We start from the raw sequence: 21,632 nt of genomic DNA, 5'->3' as shown, positions 1-21,632 counted from the left end.
GGCGGTCACGGCCGCCCTGCAGATGGAGTGCCTCCCTATGCTTGCTCAAGCCGCTGCCTCGCAGCCCCCGGGCATCCAGCCGTTGCCGCTGGACGAACCCTACCTGCTGGAAATTCTCAACATCAGCAAAGGCTTTCCCGGTGTTGTCGCCCTGGACGATGTGCAACTGCGGGTGCGCCCCGGCACGGTGCTGGCATTGATGGGCGAGAACGGCGCGGGTAAATCGACGCTGATGAAGATCATCGCCGGCATCTACCAGCCCGACGCCGGGGAAATCCGCCTGCGTGGCAAGCCTATTACCTTCGAAACGCCGCTGGCGGCGCAAAAGGCCGGGATCGCCATGATCCATCAGGAGCTCAACCTGATGCCCCATATGAGCATCGCCGAGAACATCTGGATCGGCCGCGAGCAGCTCAACAGCCTGCACATGGTCAACCACCGCGAAATGCATCGCTGCACCGCCGAGTTGCTGGCGCGCCTGCGCATCAACCTCGACCCTGAAGAGCAGGTGGGCAACCTGAGCATCGCCGAACGGCAGATGGTCGAGATTGCCAAGGCGGTCTCGTACGACTCCGACATCCTGATCATGGATGAACCCACCTCGGCCATTACCGACAAGGAAGTGGCCCACCTGTTTTCGATCATTGCCGACCTCAAGGCACAGGGCAAAGGCATCGTGTACATCACGCACAAAATGAACGAAGTGTTCGCTATCGCCGATGAAGTGGCGGTGTTCCGCGACGGCCAGTACATAGGCCTGCAACGTGCCGACAGCATGAACAGCGACAGCCTGATCTCGATGATGGTGGGGCGAGAGTTGAGCCAGTTGTTCCCGGTGCGCGAGACGCCGATAGGTGAGTTGCTGCTGTCGGTACGCGACCTGAGCCTGGACGGCGTGTTCAAGGACGTCTCGTTCGACCTGCACGCCGGGGAGATTCTCGGTATCGCCGGCCTGATGGGCTCTGGGCGTACCAATGTGGCGGAAACCATTTTTGGCATTACCCCAAGCACCGGTGGGCAAATCACCCTGGACGGCAAGGCGGTGCGCATTACCGACCCGCACATGGCCATCGAGAAAGGCTTTGCGCTATTGACCGAAGATCGCAAACTCAGCGGCCTGTTCCCGTGCCTGTCGGTGCTGGAAAACATGGAGATGGCGGTGTTGCCGCACTATTCGGGCAGTGGCTTTATCCAGCAGAAGGCCCTGCGCGGCCTGTGCGAAGAGATGTGCAAGAAGCTGCGAGTAAAAACTCCGTCCCTGGAGCAATGCATCGACACCTTGTCGGGCGGTAACCAGCAAAAGGCACTGCTGGCACGCTGGCTGATGACCAACCCAAGGCTGCTGATCCTGGATGAACCGACCCGCGGTATCGATGTGGGCGCCAAGGCCGAGATCTATCGCTTGATCGCCTTTCTTGCCAGCGAAGGCATGGCGGTGATCATGATTTCCTCGGAACTGCCCGAAGTGCTTGGCATGAGCGACCGGGTGATGGTGATGCACGAAGGCGAACTGATGGGCACCCTGGATCGTGCCGAGGCCACCCAGGAAAAAGTCATGCAGTTGGCCTCCGGCATGTCTGCGGTCCACTGATCTACAGAATAAGAAGGTGATGGGCTATGAACGCAATAACAGACAACAAGCCGGCGACGGCACCGGTGAAGAATCGTCGACGCATGCCCACCGAGCTGAGCATCTTTTTGGTGCTGATCGGTATCGGCCTGGTGTTTGAACTGTTCGGCTGGATCGTGCGCGACCAGAGCTTCTTGATGAACTCCCAGCGCCTGGTGCTGATGATTCTGCAAGTCTCGATCATCGGCCTGCTGGCCATCGGCGTGACCCAGGTGATCATCACCACGGGGATCGACTTGTCGTCAGGCTCGGTGCTGGCCTTGTCGGCGATGATCGCTGCCAGCCTGGCGCAGACCTCGGATTTTTCCCGGGCGGTGTTTCCGTCCCTGACCGACTTGCCGGTGTGGATCCCGGTGGCGATGGGCCTGGGCGTGGGGCTGCTGGCAGGGGCGATCAATGGCAGCATTATCGCGGTGACCGGCATCCCGCCGTTTATCGCGACCCTGGGCATGATGGTCTCGGCCCGTGGCCTGGCGCGTTACTACACCGAAGGCCAGCCGGTGAGCATGCTCTCGGATTCCTACACGGCCATCGGCCATGGTGCCATGCCGGTGATCATCTTCCTGGTGGTGGCGGTGATCTTCCATATTGCCCTGCGTTATACCAAGTACGGCAAGTACACCTACGCCATCGGCGGCAATATGCAGGCGGCGCGCACCTCGGGCATCAACGTCAAGCGCCACTTGATCATCGTCTATAGCATCGCCGGGCTGCTGGCGGGCCTGGCCGGCGTGGTGGCCTCGGCCCGTGCCGCGACAGGGCAGGCGGGCATGGGCATGTCCTACGAGCTGGATGCGATTGCCGCTGCGGTGATCGGCGGCACCAGCCTGGCGGGCGGGGTGGGGCGCATCACCGGCACCGTGATCGGCGCGCTGATCCTCGGCGTGATGGCCAGCGGGTTTACCTTCGTGGGGGTGGATGCGTATATCCAGGACATCATCAAGGGCCTGATCATCGTGGTGGCAGTGGTGATCGACCAGTACCGCAACAAGCGCAAGCTCAAGCGCTGAGTGAATCCAAGGGCCGACTCAGATCAAATGTGGGAGGGAGCAAGCCCCCTCCCACATTTAGCCCGGGATCAGCCACTTTCAACCGTTTGTCTTCTATATAGCTCCACAAACTTGAATTTCTTGCTATAAACGCACTCCGATGACCGTTCGCCAAGCCCGTCCTGGTGCCTTTGGGGGTTAATTGGGAAAAAATGCCTGTCTTTTCAGTTGCTGCGCTCTCAAGTCGGCCTTAGACTGCCGCCCCTCGTAAATTGAGTGCCGGGTGGCGCTTGAAATGGACGGCGCCCTTCCGAGACCTGCACAGGCCTTGCGGAACGCTCCCTTATTCGCCTTAATGCACGTATTTTTTATAGAGAAATCAATGACAAAGGAAAAGTTGCTGGCCATGCCGGCGGATGACTACATGAATGCCGAACAGCACGCTTTTTTCGAGAAGTTGCTGCAAGACATGAAGGTGGAACACCACGAGCGCATTGAACAGAACCGCATCGCCATTGAAAGCCTGGACACCCCGGCGGACCCGGCTGACGCGGCTTCCGTCGAAGAAGAGCGCACCTGGCTGGTAAATGCCATCGACCGCGACCAGCGTATGCTGCCGCAACTTGAGCGCGCCCTGGAGCGCATCAAGGAAGATTCTTTTGGCTGGTGTGATGACAGCGGCGAGCCGATCGGCCTCAAGCGCCTGCTGATCAGCCCGACCACCAAGTACTGCATCGAAGCCCAAGAGCGCCACGAGCAGATCGACAAGCATCAGCGTCAAGCCTGATGTGCTGAATGGGGGGCCTGCCAGTGAGCTGGCTGCCCCGTCTGCAACAACCTCCCGAGATCATCCGGCCCGCGTCTGGCGCGATGGATTGTTGCTGTTTATGCAATGAAGCTATTCCCAGGATAGCTTTTTCCAACTGGAATAAAACCGTAGCATGGCCAACATTGTTAGGCAGCTAACTAATGCTACGGAGAACTTCCATGCAAAACAAAGTCGATGTGGCCGTGATGATCGGCAGCGGTGTACCTGAGACCCTGCGTGCCTTGGGTCAGAAAGCCTGCTGGGTAGTGTTGCTCAATGGTGAACAGCGCGGCACCGCTTTTGCCAGTCGCGATGAGGCGCAGGAGTGTCAGGCTGCCTGGCAAGCGCTGTTGCGCATGGAACAGTCAGACAGCCTGCATTGAGACCTTGCTAGTGAGATTGATGCAGGCGCTGATTCAACTCATCCACCGGGATGGCCCACTCAGCGTCTTCACGCAGTTCTTCCTTAAGAAACTGCGCCTGTTGGGGCGTCCAGAACGGCGCATCGATCAACTTCACGCCTTCCGGCAACGGATGCGCGACGATGAAGGCATCAATGGCCTCAGGGGTTGAATCCAGGCCCAGTTGTTCAAACAGGGTTTCGAGCGTGGGGATTGGCGCGTCCATTGGGTACTCCATACAAAGTGAGGATCGTTGTGTATGGGAGGCTTGAGGCGCGTTAGAGTTCTATCGAGGTGTCAGGAATTGAGAGCACCCGAATCCACGGCGGTTTTCAGGGCTTTTGCGGCTTCTTTTGCTGCAAAGGCAGCGGCGTCTACAGTCTTGAACCAACGGTCTTTTTCTACTTGGTGCGCGGTCACAGTGGTCAGCGGTGGTTTGGCCCGCATGATAATGACTGCTTGAAACTCTCCGTCTACTTCCCTGGCATCGCCGTGGATAAAAAATTCGCCAATATCAAATTCCGTCACGTATAGCCTTCCCTTCAAGGTAACTGCACTGATGAAACCTGACCCGCACGGGGCAAACTTCAATGGACGGGCCAGTATGGCAGTTGTTGAGGGGCGCAGGCGCAGTAAAGTCACCCAGGTGACGAAACGAGTCCCCCGCAAAGGGCATGCAGCCTGGCTTCAAGCATTTTGGCCAATTCACAGGCTTTATTGTGGTCGCTGCGAAACCCCTTGATCCTGCCACTGGGCACTTCAAGAATGTGGAAAAAGTTCTTTCCGGCCGGTACCACTTGGTAAATAACCGAATGGGAGTACCCATCAAGGTTATGCAAGCAGTAGTATTGGCGTTCGTCTGGACATGATGAACGAGTGTGGAAGGACGTAGCATTGTGTTGACGTCGTTGCATGCTCAGCTCCTGTCGATCGATCTTGTTAGCCTGTGTTTGGCGTTTCGGGTGGTTTTGACCCGGCTTGCTGTTTTAGTATTGTCGTCGGTAGTTCGCAACTGGTTCCATGCCCGTGTATTTTTTGTTTCGGGTGTCGGAAAGTGCACTTTTGACTGGGTTATTCTCTGAAGTTGGTCGACTCGTATTCTCGGGTCGTTGAACCTGTGATTTGCTGTGCCACCGGCTGACCTTGCTTTAGGTCCACCGCGGCTGGGTGTACGAGTCCTGCGGGTTATCTTCAGGTTTTTGACGAATGTGTGATCGTGCCGTAACGGCCGTTTTTTTGTGCTGCCCGCTTCGGCGGCCAGCGCTTTCTTGATGTGGGGGCGTTTCCTTGGCAGTCAGTAATCTGGATATGCACGCGTTATTCGTGCTGGGTGATTTGCGCGCAAAGTTGGTCAAACAGTTTCAATCCCGGTTTGTCTACGTCACTGAACAGACGCCGGAAGGCATCTACATCGCCGAGATCGATACCGAAGCGGCACTGGTCGTGGATGACAAGCCACGCCTGGAACTCAAGGTGGGCGACCATTTCCGTGCGGCTGTTTTACCCAGCCGCGAAGGTGGAAAGTTCGAACTCAAGTTTCGCGATATCAAGTTGACCGTTTACGGCCTCGGCGACTACGCCTTTGTATCGTCGAACGAAGGCCAGGGCATTGTGTTCAAGGAAGGCCATAGCGTGATGCTGGTATTTGCCGCCCATGAACAATTGCAGGAAGGGTTGACCAAAACTCTCAAGGCCGTGACGGGCAAGGCCGCCAAGTGGCGCAAGGGTGAACTGGTGACGTTCAAGGCCAGCGAATAACCGATAAATACGCTGTGCACCTTTGTCTTTCGGAACCTCTACTACAGTTGAGTTGACTTAACTATTCAGAGGCTTCGCGCATTAGCGGCAAAGCCGTTTGCCATGACTGAGAGAACGCGAGGTGCAAAGGCATGAGAGGATTGAAGTCACTGGTGGCAGCGTCACTGACGGCCCTGAGTCTGTCACTGCCGGTATCGGCTGCTCAGGCACCGGTGCATTTTGCCGACCTCAACTGGGAAAGCGGCAGCCTGATCACCGAAGTACTGCGCTTTATCGTCGAAAAGGGTTATGACTTGCCCACCGACACCTTGCCTGGCACCACCATCACCCTGGAAACCGCCCTGGCCAAGAACGACATCCAGGTGATCGGCGAAGAGTGGGCGGGCCGCAGCCCTGTTTGGGTCAAGGCTGAAGCCGAAGGCAAAGTGGTAGGGCTTGGAGACACAGTCAAAGGCGCCACTGAAGGCTGGTGGGTGCCGGAATACGTGGTCAAGGGCGACCCGTCCAGAAACCTCAAGGCCCTGGCGCCGGACCTGAAGAGCGTACAGGACCTGGCGCGCTACAAGGATGTATTCAAAGACCCGGAATCCCCGGGCAAGGGGCGCTTTCTCAACAGCCCCATCGGCTGGACGTCCGAAGTGGTCAACAAACAGAAGCTCAAGGCCTATGGCCTGGACGACACTTATGTGAACTTCCGCAGCGGCTCGGGCGCAGCGCTGGATGCCGAGATTGCCTCGTCGATCCGCCGGGGCAAGCCGGTGCTGTTCTATTACTGGTCACCCACCCCGTTGATGGGGCGCTATAAATTGATCCAGCTGGAAGAACCGCCGTTTGATGCCGATGCATGGAAGACCCTGACCGACGCGGACAACACTGACCCCAAGCCTACGCGCTCGCTGGCATCCAAATTGAGCATTGGCGTATCGACGCCGTTCCAGCAGCAATATCCGCAGATCACCCAGTTCTTCGAAAAAGTCGAGTTCCCCATCGAGCCGCTTAACAAGGCCCTGGCGAAGATGAGCGAAAACCACACCGCGCCACGGGACGTGGCCCAGGCGTTCCTCAAGGAGCACCCTGAGGTGTGGAAGGCGTGGTTGACGCCAGATGTAGCCCAGAAGGTTGAGGCGGCCCTTAAATAGCCTGAATGCAGAACAAAATGTGGGAGGGGGCTTGCTCCCGATGGCGGAGTGTCAATCACAGATAAATTGACTGACACTCCCTTATCGGGAGCAAGCCCCCTCCCACAATTTTTTTGCATTCCAGATTTAGAATCGCGTTTGTACCGCTATTTCGAAGGTCCGCGGTGACCCCAGATAGTAAGCTGGCGACACATGGGCAAACTCGGCATACACCTCATTGGTCAAGTTGCGCACGCGCGCGGTCACCGAGGTGCGGGCGTCCAGCTTGTAGCGCAGGAACGTACCGAACAGCGTGTAAGCCGGCACTGTCTGGGTGTTGGCATAATCGGCATACACCTGGTCGACATAGCGCGCATCCACCCCCCCTTGCCAATCCTCTGAGAAGTCGTAGGTCAACCACAGGTTGCCCACGCGCTTGGGCACATTGGTCGGCGTATTGCCTTTGCGCGATACCACGGCGCCGCTGGCAACTTTGTCATTGAATTCATCGTACTCGGCATCCACCCAGGCAAAGTTGCCTTCGGCCAGCAGCCTTGGCGTGATGCGCAGTGAGCTGGCCAGTTCGATACCCTTGGACGACTGCGCGCCCACCGGGATGCTGTTGGTGGGGTCCTGTGGGTCAGTGACGGCAAAGTCTTCGCGTTCGATCTTGTAGACGGCGACCGTTGCCGAGCCGCGACCGTCCAGGTAATCGAACTTGCTGCCGATCTCCCACTGCTTGCCGGTGGATACGTCGAACACCTGGGTGGTGGTATTGGGCTGTTCGACGGCGGTGCTGTATTGCACATAGACGTTGGCCGACGGAACAAACTGATAGGTAAGCCCCACACGGCCGGTTACTGGCTCCCAACTGCGCTTGAAGTGCCGAGGGTTGGTAGCGGTGATTGTGCGGTGGTTGGTCACGTCCAGGTCGATGGCGTCATAACGCAGGCCGGTCAGCAGTGACAGCTTGTCCGTGAGCCCCAGGCGGTTTTCCACGAACAGTGCCTTGGTGGTGACCTGGTTGGTCTTGTCCTTGATGAAGCCCGGTCGGGTGCCGGGGATGTCATAGAAGTGTCCCGGGTTGTAGTTGTTCGGGTCGACGGTACTTTGACCCGATACGTTCAAGGGGCTGTTGGTGGTGCTGTTGATCTTGTACTCAAAACCGCCAGACCAAGTGGTGGAGAGGCCGAACACGCCGGTGTCATGGCGCAGTTCAAACTGGTTGCCGTTCTGTTCGCCCTGATGCCGCACCTGATAGGCCGTGGAGCGGTTAACGGCGCTGTTGTCGGCGTTGTACTGGTAGGTCTCCAGGTTGCGGTAATCGCGCTGGCTGTCGAGGTGGTAGAGGGTATTTTTCAGCGTGGTGCTGTCGTTGATCCGATAGTCGATGATCGAGCGGGCCCAGATTGTACGCTGCTCATAACGTCCGTCGGCGACGTTGTAGTTGTTGAAGCGGTTGTGCTTGTCGATCTTCAGTTCGCCGGCCTTGGGATTGAGCACCGGTGTGCCCCAATACGGGCTGTCTTCATGCTCATCCTGATATTCCAGGGCCAGGGTGTGGGAAAGGTTGGGCGTGAGGTCGCTGAGGAGGGAAAACGCCACGCTCCAGGCATCCCGTTGAGCGCGGTCGATGTGACTGTGGTTGGTGTTGCGGCTCACATCCAGTCGCGCGTAATGCTGCACGTCGGCGCCGGGCTCGGTCAGCGCGTGATTAAGGCCGAAGGCCATACCGGCGGTGTCGTAGCTGCCGTAGGTCAGTTGGCCTTCTGCGGCCTGTTCTTCACGGGTGGCCAACTTGCTCACGTAATTGAGCGAGCCGCCCACGGAGCCGGCGCCGTTGATCAGGGAGGAGGGGCCGCCGACCAGTTCCACACGGTCGTAGATCCACGCATCCACCGGCCGCGCCAGGCCTGTGGCGACATTGATGCCGTTGAACATCTGGGTAATCTGGCTGCTGGTAAACCCGCGGTACGAGACAAAACCACCAAACCCGGGCGGCGCGCTGGCGTTGACGCCGGGCAGGGTATTGGCCGCCTCGCGAAAGGTCCTGGCGCCACGGCGCTCGATATCGTTGCGGTTGGCAATGGCCACCGAGGCCGGGGTTTCCCGCACGCTCAGGCCCAGGCGCGAGGCCATGCCGCTGGATTGATCCAGAGCCAGGCCGGGCTCAATGTTTTGATCACCTTCAATGGTGGTCGGCGCCAACTCAAGGGCGCAGGCGCAAACGGGCAGGCAGCCGAACAGGCCCGCCAACAGGGGTAGATGTTTCATGGTTGAATCCTGAAAACTTGGCTTGAAAACAACGCACAGCCACCGGTCCTTCCTCTCGGAAACGGTCGGCAATGCAGATCAGAAAGCGCAGGGATCAGGCGTAGGCAGGTGGCGCACGCGGGTTAGCCGTGGGCCAGGTGAAACGGGCAGGAATATCAGCGGCGAGCACCACCGCAGCAGGTGGCGCATGGGGTTGTGGCAGTACCGCCACATTCAGATGGGAGTTGAGCGCAGGCCCCATGCCGCCGGTAGAACACAGCGGGCAACCAAAGGCCTTCGACAGGGTTGGCAGACTTTCATCCGTGGAGTTGCTGGGCAGGGGCGCCTGGGTGCGCGGGTCCACCGTACAGAACTGGCCGCTGATGCCGTTGAGCTGCATCCCCACCATCTGCCCATGACCAATGCTGCAGGCGAATACATTGAACAGGACGCAGCAGTAGAGCATCCAGGCAATGAGCGAGCGGTCGGCACGGGCGAGTTTCATGGGGCGGCACTTTACCATCAGCCGCCGACGAAATGCCTGCAAAAAATCTCAGGGCGACTATCCTGATTCCCACATTTTTCGGGAGCGTCCGCCATGAGTTTTGTCATTGCGCGATGGATTGTCGGGGTTTTTACCTTTATCAGCATGGTGCATCTTTACTGGGCGGCTGGCGGCAAATTCGGCAGCCTGGCGGCGATTCCGCAATTGCCTGGCGAATTTGCCAGCGGGCCGCGACCGGCGTTCAAGCCGTCGGCGCTGGGCACCTTTCTGGTCGCGATGGGGCTGGTAGCGATTGCCTTGCTCGTTTGCCTGCGCGCCGGGCTGTATTTCTCGCCGGTGTCCCATGGCGCGTTGCAGTGGGGCATCAGTGTGATTGCGGTGCTGATGTTTGCCCGGGCGATTGGCGATTCGGAGCTGGTAGGTTTTTTCAAGAAGGTCGGCAACTCTCGGTTTGCACGCCTGGATACGTACCTGTACTCGCCGTTGTGCCTGGTGTTGGGTGCCGGGTTGTTGGTGGTGGCGTGGACCTGATGGTCTCGGCGCCATACCTGTGGCTAGGGAGCTTGCTCTCGTGACGGTCGGACAGCCAGCACATATCTACCTGACAAATCGAGATCCAAATGTGGGAGGGGGCTTGCTCCCGATGGTGGCCTCAGGGCCGACCAGGATGCTGGATCAGACCGAGTACATATCCGTTATTCAGGTAACGGCTGCTATTGGTTCCGCCCTTACGGCGGCTCACTTTTGAAAAGCGCAAAAGTAAGCAAAACGCTCTTGCCCCACCACTCGGCACCTCGCTTAGGCTCGGTGTGCCCGTAATCCGCCATGGATTTGGGGGGGCGCCGCCACGCGCCATCCATGGCGCGGGGCGGCTAAACCGGCATCCCTGCCGGTTTACCCCCCAAATCCCTGTCGGATTACGGCCAGCGTGGTTTGACGGGGCGCCTAAGATCAAAAGCAGATCAAAATCAAGAGCGGCTCGCTTCGCATCGTGGTTAGCCACATCAAAGTGGCTATAGCGCCGGTAGCTCTTGACTTGCGCACCCAGCTCTCGCTCCAAACACCCTCCAGACAAAAACACACCCTCCCGGTTTTATAGCGCTTGACCTTCCCAATGTGGCAAGCCCGATAAAAACCTCCAGTGTCGATTTGTCTTGAAAATTCCAAGGAGGGTGAACGATGTACGCCAAACCAATAAGCCTGATCACCGGGGCAATGGCCGTGGTGTTGACGCTGGGCGGATGCACAGACAACGCGCCGCCGGCCGCTGCCGCCAAGCCGCCCAGCGTGCCGGTGGCCGAAGTGGTGGCGCGAGCGGTGACGCCGTTTGTCGAGTACACCGGTTCGTTGACCGCCATTGAGCAGGTCGAACTGCGCCCGCGTGTCAGTGGTTATCTGCAAAGTGTCAGCGTGCCCGAAGGCCAGTTCGTCACCAAGGGCAGCCCGTTGTTTGTGATTGACCCGCGGGGATTTCAGGCCGCGTTGAACGCTGCCAAGGCGCGTTTGCGCGAGGCCGAGGCCAATGCGTTGCTGGCCCAGGCCGAGCATGGCCGAGCCGAGCAACTGTTCGCCAAGAAGGTGGTGGCGCGTGATCGCCTCGACACCGCCATTGCCTCCTTGAATGCCGGCAGGGCCCAGGTCGAGGCAGCGAAGGCGGCATTGGATACGGCACAGCTGGACCTGAGCTACACACGCGTCACCGCGCCCATCAGCGGCCGCATCGATCGTGCCCTCGTCACCGAAGGCAACTATGTCACCCGAGGGCAGACGCCGTTGACGACGATCGTTTCGGTCGATCCGTTGCATGTGTACTTCGATGTCGACGAGCGCACCTATCTGCACTCGTTGGCAGCGACCCGTGAACACGCCGGATCGAAGGGGGACAAAGCTGCCAAGGTAATGGTGGCGATGCTCAATGATGCGACCTATGCGCGGGCCGGGCGGGTGGACTTTCTGGCCAACGCAGCCGACCGCAAGACCGGCACCGTGCGCGTGCGTGCGGTGGTCGAAAACCCGGACGGGCGCCTGACCCCCGGGCTGTTCGCCAAGGTCAAGCTGGACACCGGCGCGGCACAAACGCGGGTGTTGATTGCCGACCATTCCATCGGCACCGACCAGGGCCGGCGCTATGTGCTGGTGGTCGGTGACGGCGACAAGACCCAATACCGCCCGGTCGAATTGGGCCCGATGGCTGACGGCCTGCGGGTGATTGAACAGGGCCTTCAACCGGGCGAGCGCATTGTTGTCAAAGGGCTGGTGCGCCCGGGCATGACGGTGACGCCGCTGGCCGCCAGCATCGAGGGCAAGCCGCTTGAGGCACCGCTGACTGTGGGAGGCGTGCAATGAGCTTTCCACGGTTCTTTATTGATCGGCCCATCTTCGCCATCGTCCTGTCGGTGTTGATGATGATCGGCGGCCTTGTCGCCTTCTTCCACCTGCCGCTGAGCGAATACCCCGCGGTCACGCCACCCACTGTGCAAGTCACCGCGAATTATCCTGGGGCCAACCCGCAAGTGATTGCCGAGACGGTGGCGGCGCCACTGGAACAGGTGATCACCGGCGTTGAGGGCATGCTCTACATGACCTCGCAGTCGGCCACCGATGGCCGCATGATCCTGACGGCGACCTTCGCCCAGGGCACCAATGCCGACATGGCGCAGATCCAGGTGCAAAACCGCGTCTCGCGTGCGTTGCCGCGTTTGCCCGAAGAGGTGCAGCGTCTCGGTGTGGTCACGCAGAAGACCTCGCCGGACATCCTCATGGTGGTCCACCTGCTGTCTCCCGACCAACGTTATGACCCGCTGTACATCTCCAACTACGCCTACTTGCAGGTGCGCGATGAGCTGTCGCGCATACCGGGGATCAACGACGTGCTGGTGTGGGGCGCCGGTGAATACAGCATGAGGCTGTGGCTCGACCCGGACCTGATCGCTGCCCGTGGCTTGACCGCCGGTGATGTGATCGGCGCCGTACGCGAGCAGAACGTGCAAGTGGCAGCCGGCTCGGTCGGCCAGTCACCTGATTCCAATGCGGCTTTCCAAGTCACGGTCAACACTCTCGGGCGCCTGACGGACGAAGCGCAGTTCGGCGACATCATCATCCGCACCGGCGATAACGGCCAGGTCACGCGCCTGCGCGATGTGGCCCGTATCGAGATGGGCGCCGATGCCTATGCGCTGCGCAGCCTGTTGGATGGCGAGCCGGCCGTGGCTTTGCAGATCATCCAGAGCCCAGGGGCCAATGCGCTCGATGTAGCGCAGGCGGTGCGTGACACCATGCAGCGCCTGCAGGCCAACTTCCCCGAAGGGCTGGTGTCGCGGATAGCCTACGACCCGACCGTGTTTGTGCGCGCTTCGCTGGAGTCAGTCGCCATCACGCTGATGGAAGCGATCCTGCTGGTGGTCATCGTGGTGGTGGTGTTCCTGCGTAACTGGCGCGCATCGCTGATCCCGTTGATGGCTGTGCCGGTGTCGATCATTGGCACCTTCGCGGTCATGCATCTGATGGGGTTTTCCCTCAATACCTTGTCGTTGTTCGGGCTGGTGTTGTCGATCGGCATCGTGGTCGACGATGCCATCGTGGTGGTCGAGAACGTCGAGCGGCATATCGAGAACGGCGAGGAGCCCACCGAGGCAGCGCGCAAGGCAATGGGGGAGGTCACCGGCCCGATCATCGCCATTACCTCGGTGCTGGCGGCGGTGTTTATTCCCACAGCGTTTCTCAGTGGCCTGCAGGGTGAGTTCTACCGGCAATTTGCGCTGACCATCGCGATTTCCACGATCCTCTCGGCGGTCAACTCGTTGACCCTGAGTCCGGCGCTGGCCGGCCTGTTGCTGCGCCCGCGCAGCGCCGCCGTGGCGCACGACCCGCGCAGCCTGCGCGGTCGTGCTGCGCATTGGGTGCAGGTGCTGAGCCGACCGTTCCAGCGGGCGCCGCAGGCGTATGGCAACTCGGTGCGCAAGGTCGTCGGCCGCCGCGGGGTGGCGCTGGTCGCCTACAGCGCATTACTGGCGCTGACCTGGTTCGGCTTCAACGCTGTACCGGCGGGCTTTGTGCCGATGCAAGACAAGTACTATCTGGTGGGTATCGCCCAATTGCCCAATTCGGCCTCGCTGGACCGTACCGATGCGGTGGTGCGGCAGATGTCGAAGATCGCCCTGGATGAACCGGGCGTCGAAAGCGTCGTGGCGTTCCCGGGGTTATCGGTCAACGGCTTCGTCAATGTGCCGAATGCTGCGGTGATGTTTGTCATGCTCGATCCATTCAAGGAACGAACCTCGCCCGATATGACCGCGGTCGCCATCGCCGGGCGCCTGCAAGCCAAGTTCGCGAGCATCCCTGACGGATTCCTCGGCGTATTCCCGCCGCCGCCGGTGCCCGGCCTTGGGGTGACCGGTGGCTTTAAGTTACAGGTCGAGGACCGTGGCGGGGTTGGGCTTGAGGCATTGGTGCAGCAGACCCAGGTATTGATGACCAAAGCCACTGAGTCGGGCCAGGTCGCCGGATTGATGACCAGCCTGGACGTCAACGCACCGCAGTTGAACGTCGACATCGATCGCACCCAGGTCAAGAGCCAGGGCGTGCGTCTGGCGGATGTGTTCGAGTCTTTGCAGGTCTATCTCGGGTCGCTGTATGTCAACGACTTCAACCGTTTCGGCCGGACCTACAAGGTGACCGCCCAGGCTGATGCCGACCATCGTATGCAGGCCGAAGCCATCGGCCGCCTGCAAGTGCGCAATGCGGCCGGGAACATGTTGCCGTTGTCGGCGTTTGTCACCGTCACACCGGGTTCCGGCCCGGACCGGGTGATTCACTACAACGGCTACCCTTCGGCGGATATCTCCGGTGGGGCGATGCCTGGGGTCAGCTCGGGGCAAGCTGTTGCGCTGATGGAGCGGTTGGCACAGGAGGTACTGCCCGAAGGCGTGACCTATGAATGGACGGATTTGACCTACCAGCAAAAACTCGCCGGGTCATCGGCGCTGTTTATTTTCCCGCTGTGTGTGTTGCTGGCGTACCTGATCCTCGCCGCGCAGTACAACAGTTGGCTGTTGCCTCTGGCGGTCTTGCTGATCGTGCCCATGTGCTTGCTCAGCGCGATCATCGGCGTGTGGCTGGTGGACGGTGACAACAACGTGTTCGTGCAGATCGGGTTGGTGGTGCTGGTGGGGCTTGCGGCGAAGAACGCCATTCTGATCGTCGAGTTTGCCCGCAGCCTCGAAGCCGAAGGTGCGAGCCCGTTGGAGGCGGTTGTCCACGCGTGCCAACTGCGCTTGCGGCCGATCCTGATGACGTCTCTTGCGTTCATCGCCGGCGTGGTACCGCTGGTATTGGCCAGTGGCGCCGGGGCCGAAATGCGTCATGCCATGGGGGTTGCAGTGTTTGCCGGGATGTTGGGGGTGACGCTGTTCGGACTGTTCCTCACGCCGGTGTTCTACGTGGTGATGCGCAGCCTGGCGCTGCGCTTGCAGCGTCAGGGTTCGAGTCCGAAGTTGCAGCTGGAGGAGCGCGCATCATGAAACGGTCTTTTCCACTCTTTATGTTGCCGTTGCTGCTGGTGGCCGGCTGCGCTGCGGTAGGGCCTGACTATTCCGCGCCGGTGCTGCCCGCCCCGCACAGGCCGGCAAGCTTCGGTGCGCCCGTTGCAGGTCTGGGCAGCGGTGAGGTCGAGGTGCAGTGGTGGCAAGTGTTCGACGAGCCGGCACTCAGCCAATTGATCCAGCAGGCGCTGGCGGCCAACCACGACATCGGCATCGCCGCCGTACGCCTGGATGAAGCCAAGGCGATGCTGCGCGAGAGCCGCCAAGGGTTTCTGCCCAGTGGCGGTGCCACCCTCGGTTATGAGCACCGACGGCGCAGTGAAGTCGAGACGCCGTTGGGCCAGGAACGCTCAATCGAAACCACCCGCGCGGCGCTGGATGCGGCCTGGGAAATCGACCTGTTTGGGCGCGTCCGCCGCTCGGTAGAGGCAGCGCAAGCGCAGGCGGGGTCGCGCCAGGCATTGCTGCGCAGTGTGCAGGCGAGCGTCGCCGCCACCGTCGCGGCCACCTGGTTCGAACTGCAAGGGATCGAAGCTGAACAGGCGGTGGTCGCGGATATCAGCCAGAGCCAGCGCGACAGCCTGGGCCTGGTGGAACATCTGGTCAGCGTCGGCGCCGCCACCGAGTTCGACCGGCTGCGCGCCGAGGCCTTGCTGCGCAATGTCGAGGCGGTAGCGCCCGACCTTGAGCGGCGACGCGCAACCTCCAACAACGCGTTGGCGGTGCTGCTGGGGCAGGCGCCGCAGGGGTTCAATCCGCCTGCGGCCAAGCCCGGCCGTGAGGCCTTGAGCCTGCGTACCCTGCAAGTCGGCGACCCGGCCGGCTTGTTGGCCCGGCGCGCCGATATCGCTGCGGCCGAGCGCACGCTGGCAGCCGAGACTGCACAAATAGGCGTGGAAACCGCTGGTTTGTATCCGGATATCCAGGTGCAGGGCTCCATCGGGCTACTGGCCGGAAGCCTCGGTTCGCTGGGGGACGCCGGTATGCAGTCGAACTTTATCGCCCCGGTGATTCGCTGGTCGCTGCTGGACACCGGGCGTGTACGCGCACGGATCGCCGCCAGCGAGGCGCGTACCCAAGCGGCCTTGATCGCCTATGACCAGACCGTATTGCGTGCCCTGCAGGAAACCGACGATGCGTTCCAGGCCAACAGTGCCGCGGGCAGCACCTTGGGCCTGCGGCTGCTGGAGGCGGCGGCCAATCGCGAGGCGGCCAGGTTTGCGCGCACGCGATTTGCCGAAGGCGAGGGCATGTATCTGGATGTGCTTGAGGCCGAACGTGCCGACTTCACCAGCCGCCGTGCGTTAACGGCGGCGCGCACCCAGCAGCGCTTGGCGGTGGTGGGGATCTACAAGGCGCTGGGCGGTGGCTGGCAGATTTGTGAACAGGCGGGGCAGGCTTGCAGTGGGGCTGCGGCGCTGCGTTAGCCACAGCCGAGCAAAAACACAGCACGGCAGTGCAAATGTGGGAGGGGGCTTGCTCCCGATGGCGGCGGGTCAGTCAGTACATCTGGCACTGACCCACTGCCATCGGGAGCAAGCCCCCTCCCACATTTTGCTCTCCACACGCCAGGTAAATGTCTATTGGGAAAAGAAATTTCCTACAGGTATTGACCTTGCCACTAGAGGAACCTTTAGCCTTTTCTTCGAGTACGCCAAATCACAAAAACAAGAATCGAGGGGTTATCAATGGATACTGCTGCCCTGTTACAACGCTCGGATTCCGATCTGTTCACCACGGCCTCGACACTGATGGCCAGTGCCCTGGAACCCGGCGCCCATTACGCCCAGGTCACCCGCGCGCTGGAAGCACTGCTCGCGCTGACCCGGCAAGGCTTGTCGGGGGATGCCGATGCCTACGCCCACTACCAGGCAGCCCTGCTGCAACTGCACATTCCGGGCGATCCACGCACTGAGCCGACCCGCCGTTGGATGGCCAGTGAGGTCTACCGCGCCGAAGATGAGTTCGCCGTTGACCTGCCGGGCTTCACCGCGTTGCCGGTGGATGAGTTCCGACAGCTGGTCGACGCTGAAATCGCCGCTCGCAGCCGGGTCAACCACCCCATGTCGGTGCACCTGTTCCAGGGTACGCCGCCTGTGCAAGATGTGCGGTTCTTCCTGGAGCATCACTGGACCCGCTCCTACAACTTTTACAGCCTGCTGGCCGAACTGGCCTTTCGCTTTGAAGCGATCGAAGACGCCTCGGTGTTCTACCGCAACCTTTACGGTGAAGCGGGTGCCGAGACGCCGGAGCGTTCGCACCCGGCGATGCTGGCCCATCTGATGGAATATTTCGATATAGCGCTGGCGATCGATTTTCCTGCGCTGCATCCGTTGGAAAAGGCCTACCTCAATAATCGCATTCGCTGCGTGCGCCACACCGATGTCGCCTGGGGCCTTGCACTGCTCTATGCGGTGGAGTCAGTCAGTTGCGTCAACCATCGGCGCATCTACGAGCTGTTGCAACGTCTGGATGTTCCACAGCAACCCAGTGAATTCCATCGCCTGCATGGCACCCAGGATGAGATCGATACCGAGGAGATGTGGGCACTGATTGCCAAGTTCGCCGGCGATGAAGGCTTCCAGCGCACGTTCATGCGTGCGTTGAAACGTCACTTCGAAATCAACAAGGCCTACTTCGACAGTTTGTGGCAGCAGATGCAGGCATTGCGCCTGTCTGCCTGAGCCCTGTGATCGCAGAACAACAATAATGGAGCACATGATGAGCCCACGTAATTTCTCGCAGCCGCAGTTGCAGAATATCCACACCGCCGAAGCCCGCTTGTTGGCCGAAGCGCTGAAGCCCGAGGCAACGTTCAATCGCATCGAAATTGCCGCCAATATGCTGAGCGGCCTGTGCGAGTCGGGCTTGCAGGGCGACGCCGCAAACGCGGCGCAGTGCCAGCAATTGCTGTATATCCTTTCGCTCAGCGATGACGTTGCCAGCGCCTCGACCCGTCGCTGGCTGGCCAATGCCATCTATCGCGTGCAAGAGCGCTTCATGCCGTCGGTGGATCTGGCATCGCCCTTGTCCGAAACCGGCTTCCAGCAACGCCTGGAAGAACAAATTGCCGCGCAATCGCGAGAGCATCACCCGATGTCGCAGTATGTGTTTGAGGGCAAGGCTTCCCGCGAACAACTGCAGGTATTTCTGCGCCATCAATGGTTCCGCACCTACCGCCTGTACCGTGATGCCGCCGACCTGTTGGTCAACCTGACCGACGTCGACGAGGCCGCCGCACTCGGCCGTTATCTGTACGGCGAGTTGGGTGAAGAGGACGAGCAGCGCTCCCACCCTCGGTTGTTGGCCAAGCTCCTCGCCGCCATTGGCCTGACCGCCGATTTCGAAGCCATCTCGACCATGCCCGAAGAAATCGCCTACCTGAACAACCGCGCGCGGTGTTTCCGTAACCCCGATGTCGGCTGGGGCCTGGCGGTGTTCTATATCACCGAGCTGGTGGTGCCCGGCAATCACGGCAAGCTGTACAACGCTTTGCGCAACGCAGGCTTGAGCCAGGACGACGCGCAGTACTACGAAGTGCATATCAGCCTGGTGCCGCCACGCGCCAAGCGTGAATGGGCGCTGATTTCACGTCGTATTCCGGACCTCGGGTTCCAGAACGCGTTTCTGACGTCGCTGGCCGAGCACTTCCGGCTGGAGCGGGCTTATTACGATGCGGTCTGGGAAGAAATGCAGCGCGTGAAATAGCCCTCCCTGGACAACGCGAGTACCCCGACATGCCAAGTCATATAACTGAATCCCGTATCCACGGGGGCGCTTACTCGTCCCCGGAATTTGCCGCGATCTTCTCTGATGCCAATCAGGTGCAGAAGTGGCTCGATGTTGAAACAGCACTGGCGGCGACCCAGGCGCAGATGGGCATCATCCCCCCTGAGGCCGCGCGGGAAATCGCCCGGGTCGCCAGTGTGGAACTGCTGGACCTTGATGCCCTGGGACGCCAAAGCATGGAAACCGGGCATATCCTGGTGCCGACCCTTCGCGCACTGGAGGCCCTGTGCGCCGATGGCCTGGGTGAATACGTGCACTACGGCGTGACCACCCAGGACATCCTCGACACCGGCCTTATGTTGCAGGTCCGCGATGCCTGGGGCCTGGTGTTGCAGCGTTTGCGCGCTATCCGTGGGCATTTGCTCAAGCTTGCGCTGCGACACAAACACACGGCGATGGTCGCCAGGACCCACGGGCAACAAGCGCTGCCCACCACGTTCGGCTACAAGGTGGCAGTGTGGGTCGATGAGATCGATCGACACCTTGAGCGTTTTGACGAAGCCTATGCCCGGGTCATGGTGGGCAATCTCACCGGCGCCGTGGGCACCCTGGCCGGTCTTGGCCCGCAGGGCCTGGAGGTGCAGCGCCGGACTCTGGAAAGCCTCGGCCTGGCGGCACCGTTGAGCAGTTGGCACAGCGCCCGCGACCGCATTCTGGAGGCGGCGTGGTTGCTGGTGCAGGCATCGGCAACCCTGGGCCGGGTTGCCAATGAGATCTACCACCTGCAACGCACCGAGATTGATGAGGTGCGCGAAGGGCGACGGGCAGGGCAGGTGGGGAGCAGCACCATGCCCCACAAGCAAAACCCGTCGACGGTGGATTTGATCAGCGCGCTGTCGCGCCTGGTGCGTGCGCAGATGCTTGCGCTCACCGACGCGGCATTCCAGCTGCATGAACGAGACGGCACCACCTGGCGGATTGAGTGGGCTGCTTTGCCGGAGCTGTTCATCTATGCCGGGGCCTTGCTCGCCCGTATGGAAGGCGTACTGCTGGCCGGCCTGGACGTGCGCGAAGCACGGATGCGCAGCAACCTGGATATGCTCGGCGGGCTGATCCTGTCGGAACGCATCATGCTCGCGCTGGCGCCGCGTCTGGGCAAGCAGACGGCCCATCACCTGATCCACGACATCGCCCTGCAGGCTCAAGGTTCGGGCGGTTCTTTTCGCGAAGCCTTGCTCAGCGATCAACGTCTGCACGGCTGTTTCACCCGCCAGGCGCTCGACGACCTGCTTGACCCGGCCGCCTACACCGGGTTGGCGGCGGAGATGGTCGAGCAGGTGGCCAATAAAACAATCCCCCGCTGTTCAAGCGATGACCTTGAAGCGGTGATGGCAACCCAAGGCAATACCAGTCAGTCCCAGTACGCTATGGAGGGTATGTAATGGATGCGCAAACGTTGGAAACGGTAGCCCGTGCGTCTTGCACCGCACGCACCGAACACCTGGGCCTCGATCATGAAGGCGAGCAATGCCGCCATGAACACAGCCACATTCTCGACTCGAAAACCCACGGTTCAGGCTATGCCGGCCCGCAGAGTCGCAAGATCTTCTGCAGTCACTGTCGCTTGCAACGCTGGCTGGATGTGGAAGCCGCGCTGGCCATGGCTCAGGCCGATGTGAATATCATCCCGCGCGAGGCCGCCCTTGAAATCGAGAAAGCCGCCTTGCTATCGGGCATCAATGTGCGTCAGTTGGCCGACGGCGTGGCTGCCACCGGCCATTCGCTGATGCCGTTGCTGAGCGCCCTGCAAAAAAATTGCAGCCCAAGCGCCCGCGAGTACGTTCACTACGGCGCCACCACCCAGGATATCCAGGACACCGCCCAGTCCTTGGAAATGCGCGACGTCCTCGACGCGATGGACCAGGCCCTGGAGACCTTGCTCGGCAAGTTGTCGACCCTGGCCGATGCGCACCGTGACTCGCTTATGGTGGCCAGGACTCACTCGATCCCGGCATTGCCGACCACCTTCGGGCTGAAGGTCGCCGGCTGGATCGATGAACTGTTGCGGCATCGCCAGCGCCTGGCCGAAGCGCGTCAGCGTGTGCTGGTAGTGCAGCTGTTCGGCGGGGTTGGCACCATGGCGGCGTTCGGCCCGGAAGCGATACCGATGCTGGAACGCTTCGCGCAGCGCCTGTCGCTGCAAGTGCCGCTGACGGGGTGGCACGTGTCCCGTGACCGCGTCGCGGAGTTCGTCAGCACCCTGGCCATGGTCACGGCCTCCTTGGCCCGTGTGGCCGATGAGATCCGCACGCTCAATCGCTGGGAAATCGCTGAAGTGGAAGTGGGCTGGAGCGACCAGCAGATCGGCAGCAGCACCATGCCGCACAAACGCAACCCCGAAGGCTGCGAGCAAGTGGTGGTGTTGGCGCGGCTGGCCAAGGCCCAGGTCATGCTGGCCCTGGACGCGATGATCCTCGAACACGAGCGCGATTATCGCGGCACACGCCTGGAATGGTGTGCGGTGGCGGACGTTTCTCACTATGCGCTGATGGCGCTGTCGATCCTGACCGACACCATCGATGGGCTCACCGTTAACGTCAAAAAGATGGAGGGCACTGCCCATGCCTACGGCGATGCGATCTGCACCGAAGCCGTGGTGTTCGAAATGGCGCGCAAGTTGGGCAAGAGCAGCGCCTACCAGATCATCTTTGAAGTGTCCCAGGCCAGCCAGCGTGATCACGTGTCGATCCGCGCCGCAATCGAAGCCGACGCCCGGGTGCTTGCCGTCATGAATGCAGGCGCTTTGGCGCGACTGTTCGAGCCGAGAACTCACCTGGGCATGTCCGAACACATCGTCGATAACGTGCTGTCCAAACTGGCGGCGCGTTGATCACTGAACAG

The 21,632-nt window shown here is 60.7% G+C and carries 18 protein-coding genes; 14 read left to right on the top strand and 4 right to left on the bottom strand.

What is annotated here, in order from left to right:
* The first annotated feature begins 37 nt into the window (after window positions 1–37).
* The 4 genes from JH25_RS24230 to JH25_RS24245 all read left to right on the top strand — a co-directional run bounded on the left by JH25_RS24230 (window position 38) and on the right by JH25_RS24245 (window position 3,810).
* Window positions 38–1,591, top strand: coding sequence for a sugar ABC transporter ATP-binding protein (locus JH25_RS24230; protein WP_032876169.1), 1,554 nt, complete (start codon window positions 38–40; stop codon window positions 1,589–1,591).
* 26 nt (window positions 1,592–1,617) lie between these two features.
* Window positions 1,618–2,640, top strand: coding sequence for an ABC transporter permease (locus JH25_RS24235; RefSeq protein ID WP_003191668.1), 1,023 nt, complete (start codon window positions 1,618–1,620; stop codon window positions 2,638–2,640).
* 361 nt (window positions 2,641–3,001) lie between these two features.
* Entirely contained in the window at window positions 3,002–3,406 is a 405-nt protein-coding gene (locus JH25_RS24240; RefSeq protein WP_003191666.1) for a TraR/DksA family transcriptional regulator, read from the top strand.
* A gap of 200 nt (window positions 3,407–3,606) precedes the next feature.
* Entirely contained in the window at window positions 3,607–3,810 is a 204-nt protein-coding gene (locus tag JH25_RS24245; RefSeq protein ID WP_005787746.1) for a hypothetical protein, read from the top strand.
* A gap of 7 nt (window positions 3,811–3,817) precedes the next feature.
* Here JH25_RS24245 and JH25_RS24250 read toward each other — a convergent pair whose 3' ends face one another.
* Window positions 3,818–4,054: a DUF2789 domain-containing protein gene (locus JH25_RS24250; protein WP_032876165.1), complete on the bottom strand. Its 237-nt coding sequence runs from the start codon at window positions 4,052–4,054 to the stop codon at window positions 3,818–3,820.
* A gap of 71 nt (window positions 4,055–4,125) precedes the next feature.
* On the bottom strand, window positions 4,126–4,356 hold the full coding sequence (locus JH25_RS24255) for a hypothetical protein (RefSeq protein ID WP_005787750.1): 231 nt from the start codon (window positions 4,354–4,356) through the stop codon (window positions 4,126–4,128).
* 780 nt (window positions 4,357–5,136) lie between these two features.
* Between JH25_RS24255 and JH25_RS24265 the strand changes: the two genes are divergently transcribed.
* On the top strand, window positions 5,137–5,586 hold the full coding sequence (locus tag JH25_RS24265) for a hypothetical protein (protein ID WP_177327419.1): 450 nt from the start codon (window positions 5,137–5,139) through the stop codon (window positions 5,584–5,586).
* A gap of 131 nt (window positions 5,587–5,717) precedes the next feature.
* The gene (locus tag JH25_RS24270; protein ID WP_032876159.1) at window positions 5,718–6,725 is read left to right on the top strand and encodes an ABC transporter substrate-binding protein; all 1,008 of its coding nucleotides are present in this window, start codon (window positions 5,718–5,720) and stop codon (window positions 6,723–6,725) included.
* A 126-nt stretch (window positions 6,726–6,851) separates the two neighbouring features.
* Here JH25_RS24270 and JH25_RS24275 read toward each other — a convergent pair whose 3' ends face one another.
* Both JH25_RS24275 and JH25_RS24280 read right to left on the bottom strand, forming a co-directional pair.
* Window positions 6,852–8,978 (bottom strand): TonB-dependent receptor, encoded by a 2,127-nt coding sequence (locus JH25_RS24275; protein WP_032876156.1) that lies wholly within the window; start codon window positions 8,976–8,978, stop codon window positions 6,852–6,854.
* A 94-nt stretch (window positions 8,979–9,072) separates the two neighbouring features.
* Window positions 9,073–9,462 carry a DUF2946 domain-containing protein gene (locus JH25_RS24280; protein WP_005787761.1) on the bottom strand — a complete coding sequence of 130 codons (390 nt, stop codon included), beginning with the start codon at window positions 9,460–9,462 and terminating at the stop codon, window positions 9,073–9,075.
* A gap of 93 nt (window positions 9,463–9,555) precedes the next feature.
* Here JH25_RS24280 and JH25_RS24285 point away from each other — a divergent pair, with 93 nt between their 5' ends.
* The 8 genes from JH25_RS24285 to JH25_RS24320 all read left to right on the top strand — a co-directional run bounded on the left by JH25_RS24285 (window position 9,556) and on the right by JH25_RS24320 (window position 21,621).
* Window positions 9,556–9,993: a DUF3995 domain-containing protein gene (locus JH25_RS24285; RefSeq protein ID WP_032876152.1), complete on the top strand. Its 438-nt coding sequence runs from the start codon at window positions 9,556–9,558 to the stop codon at window positions 9,991–9,993.
* Between the two features lie 648 nt (window positions 9,994–10,641).
* The gene (locus JH25_RS24290; RefSeq protein WP_032876149.1) at window positions 10,642–11,808 is read left to right on the top strand and encodes an efflux RND transporter periplasmic adaptor subunit; all 1,167 of its coding nucleotides are present in this window, start codon (window positions 10,642–10,644) and stop codon (window positions 11,806–11,808) included.
* Window positions 11,805–14,981, top strand: coding sequence for an efflux RND transporter permease subunit (locus JH25_RS24295; protein WP_032876146.1), 3,177 nt, complete (start codon window positions 11,805–11,807; stop codon window positions 14,979–14,981). Before JH25_RS24290 ends, JH25_RS24295 begins: the two co-directional genes overlap by 4 nt.
* Window positions 14,978–16,429 carry an efflux transporter outer membrane subunit gene (locus JH25_RS24300; RefSeq protein ID WP_032876143.1) on the top strand — a complete coding sequence of 484 codons (1,452 nt, stop codon included), beginning with the start codon at window positions 14,978–14,980 and terminating at the stop codon, window positions 16,427–16,429. The genes JH25_RS24295 and JH25_RS24300 overlap by 4 nt, the downstream gene beginning before the upstream one ends.
* Before the next feature lie 261 nt (window positions 16,430–16,690).
* Window positions 16,691–17,686, top strand: coding sequence for an HOASN domain-containing protein (locus JH25_RS24305; protein ID WP_032876140.1), 996 nt, complete (start codon window positions 16,691–16,693; stop codon window positions 17,684–17,686).
* Window positions 17,687–17,723: 37 nt separating this feature from the next.
* On the top strand, window positions 17,724–18,710 hold the full coding sequence (locus JH25_RS24310; RefSeq protein ID WP_005787772.1) for an HOASN domain-containing protein: 987 nt from the start codon (window positions 17,724–17,726) through the stop codon (window positions 18,708–18,710).
* A gap of 29 nt (window positions 18,711–18,739) precedes the next feature.
* The gene (purB, locus tag JH25_RS24315; RefSeq protein ID WP_032876137.1) at window positions 18,740–20,173 is read left to right on the top strand and encodes an adenylosuccinate lyase; all 1,434 of its coding nucleotides are present in this window, start codon (window positions 18,740–18,742) and stop codon (window positions 20,171–20,173) included.
* The gene (locus JH25_RS24320) at window positions 20,173–21,621 is read left to right on the top strand and encodes a class-II fumarase/aspartase family protein (RefSeq protein WP_032876135.1); all 1,449 of its coding nucleotides are present in this window, start codon (window positions 20,173–20,175) and stop codon (window positions 21,619–21,621) included. Before purB ends, JH25_RS24320 begins: the two co-directional genes overlap by 1 nt.
* Window positions 21,622–21,632: the final 11 nt, after the last annotated feature.

Origin of the sequence: Pseudomonas sp. BRG-100 (assembly GCF_000737955.1) — a bacterium.
GTDB classification, from domain to species: domain Bacteria; phylum Pseudomonadota; class Gammaproteobacteria; order Pseudomonadales; family Pseudomonadaceae; genus Aquipseudomonas; species Aquipseudomonas synxantha_A.
This window is presented reverse-complemented; position numbering and strand designations above follow the sequence as displayed.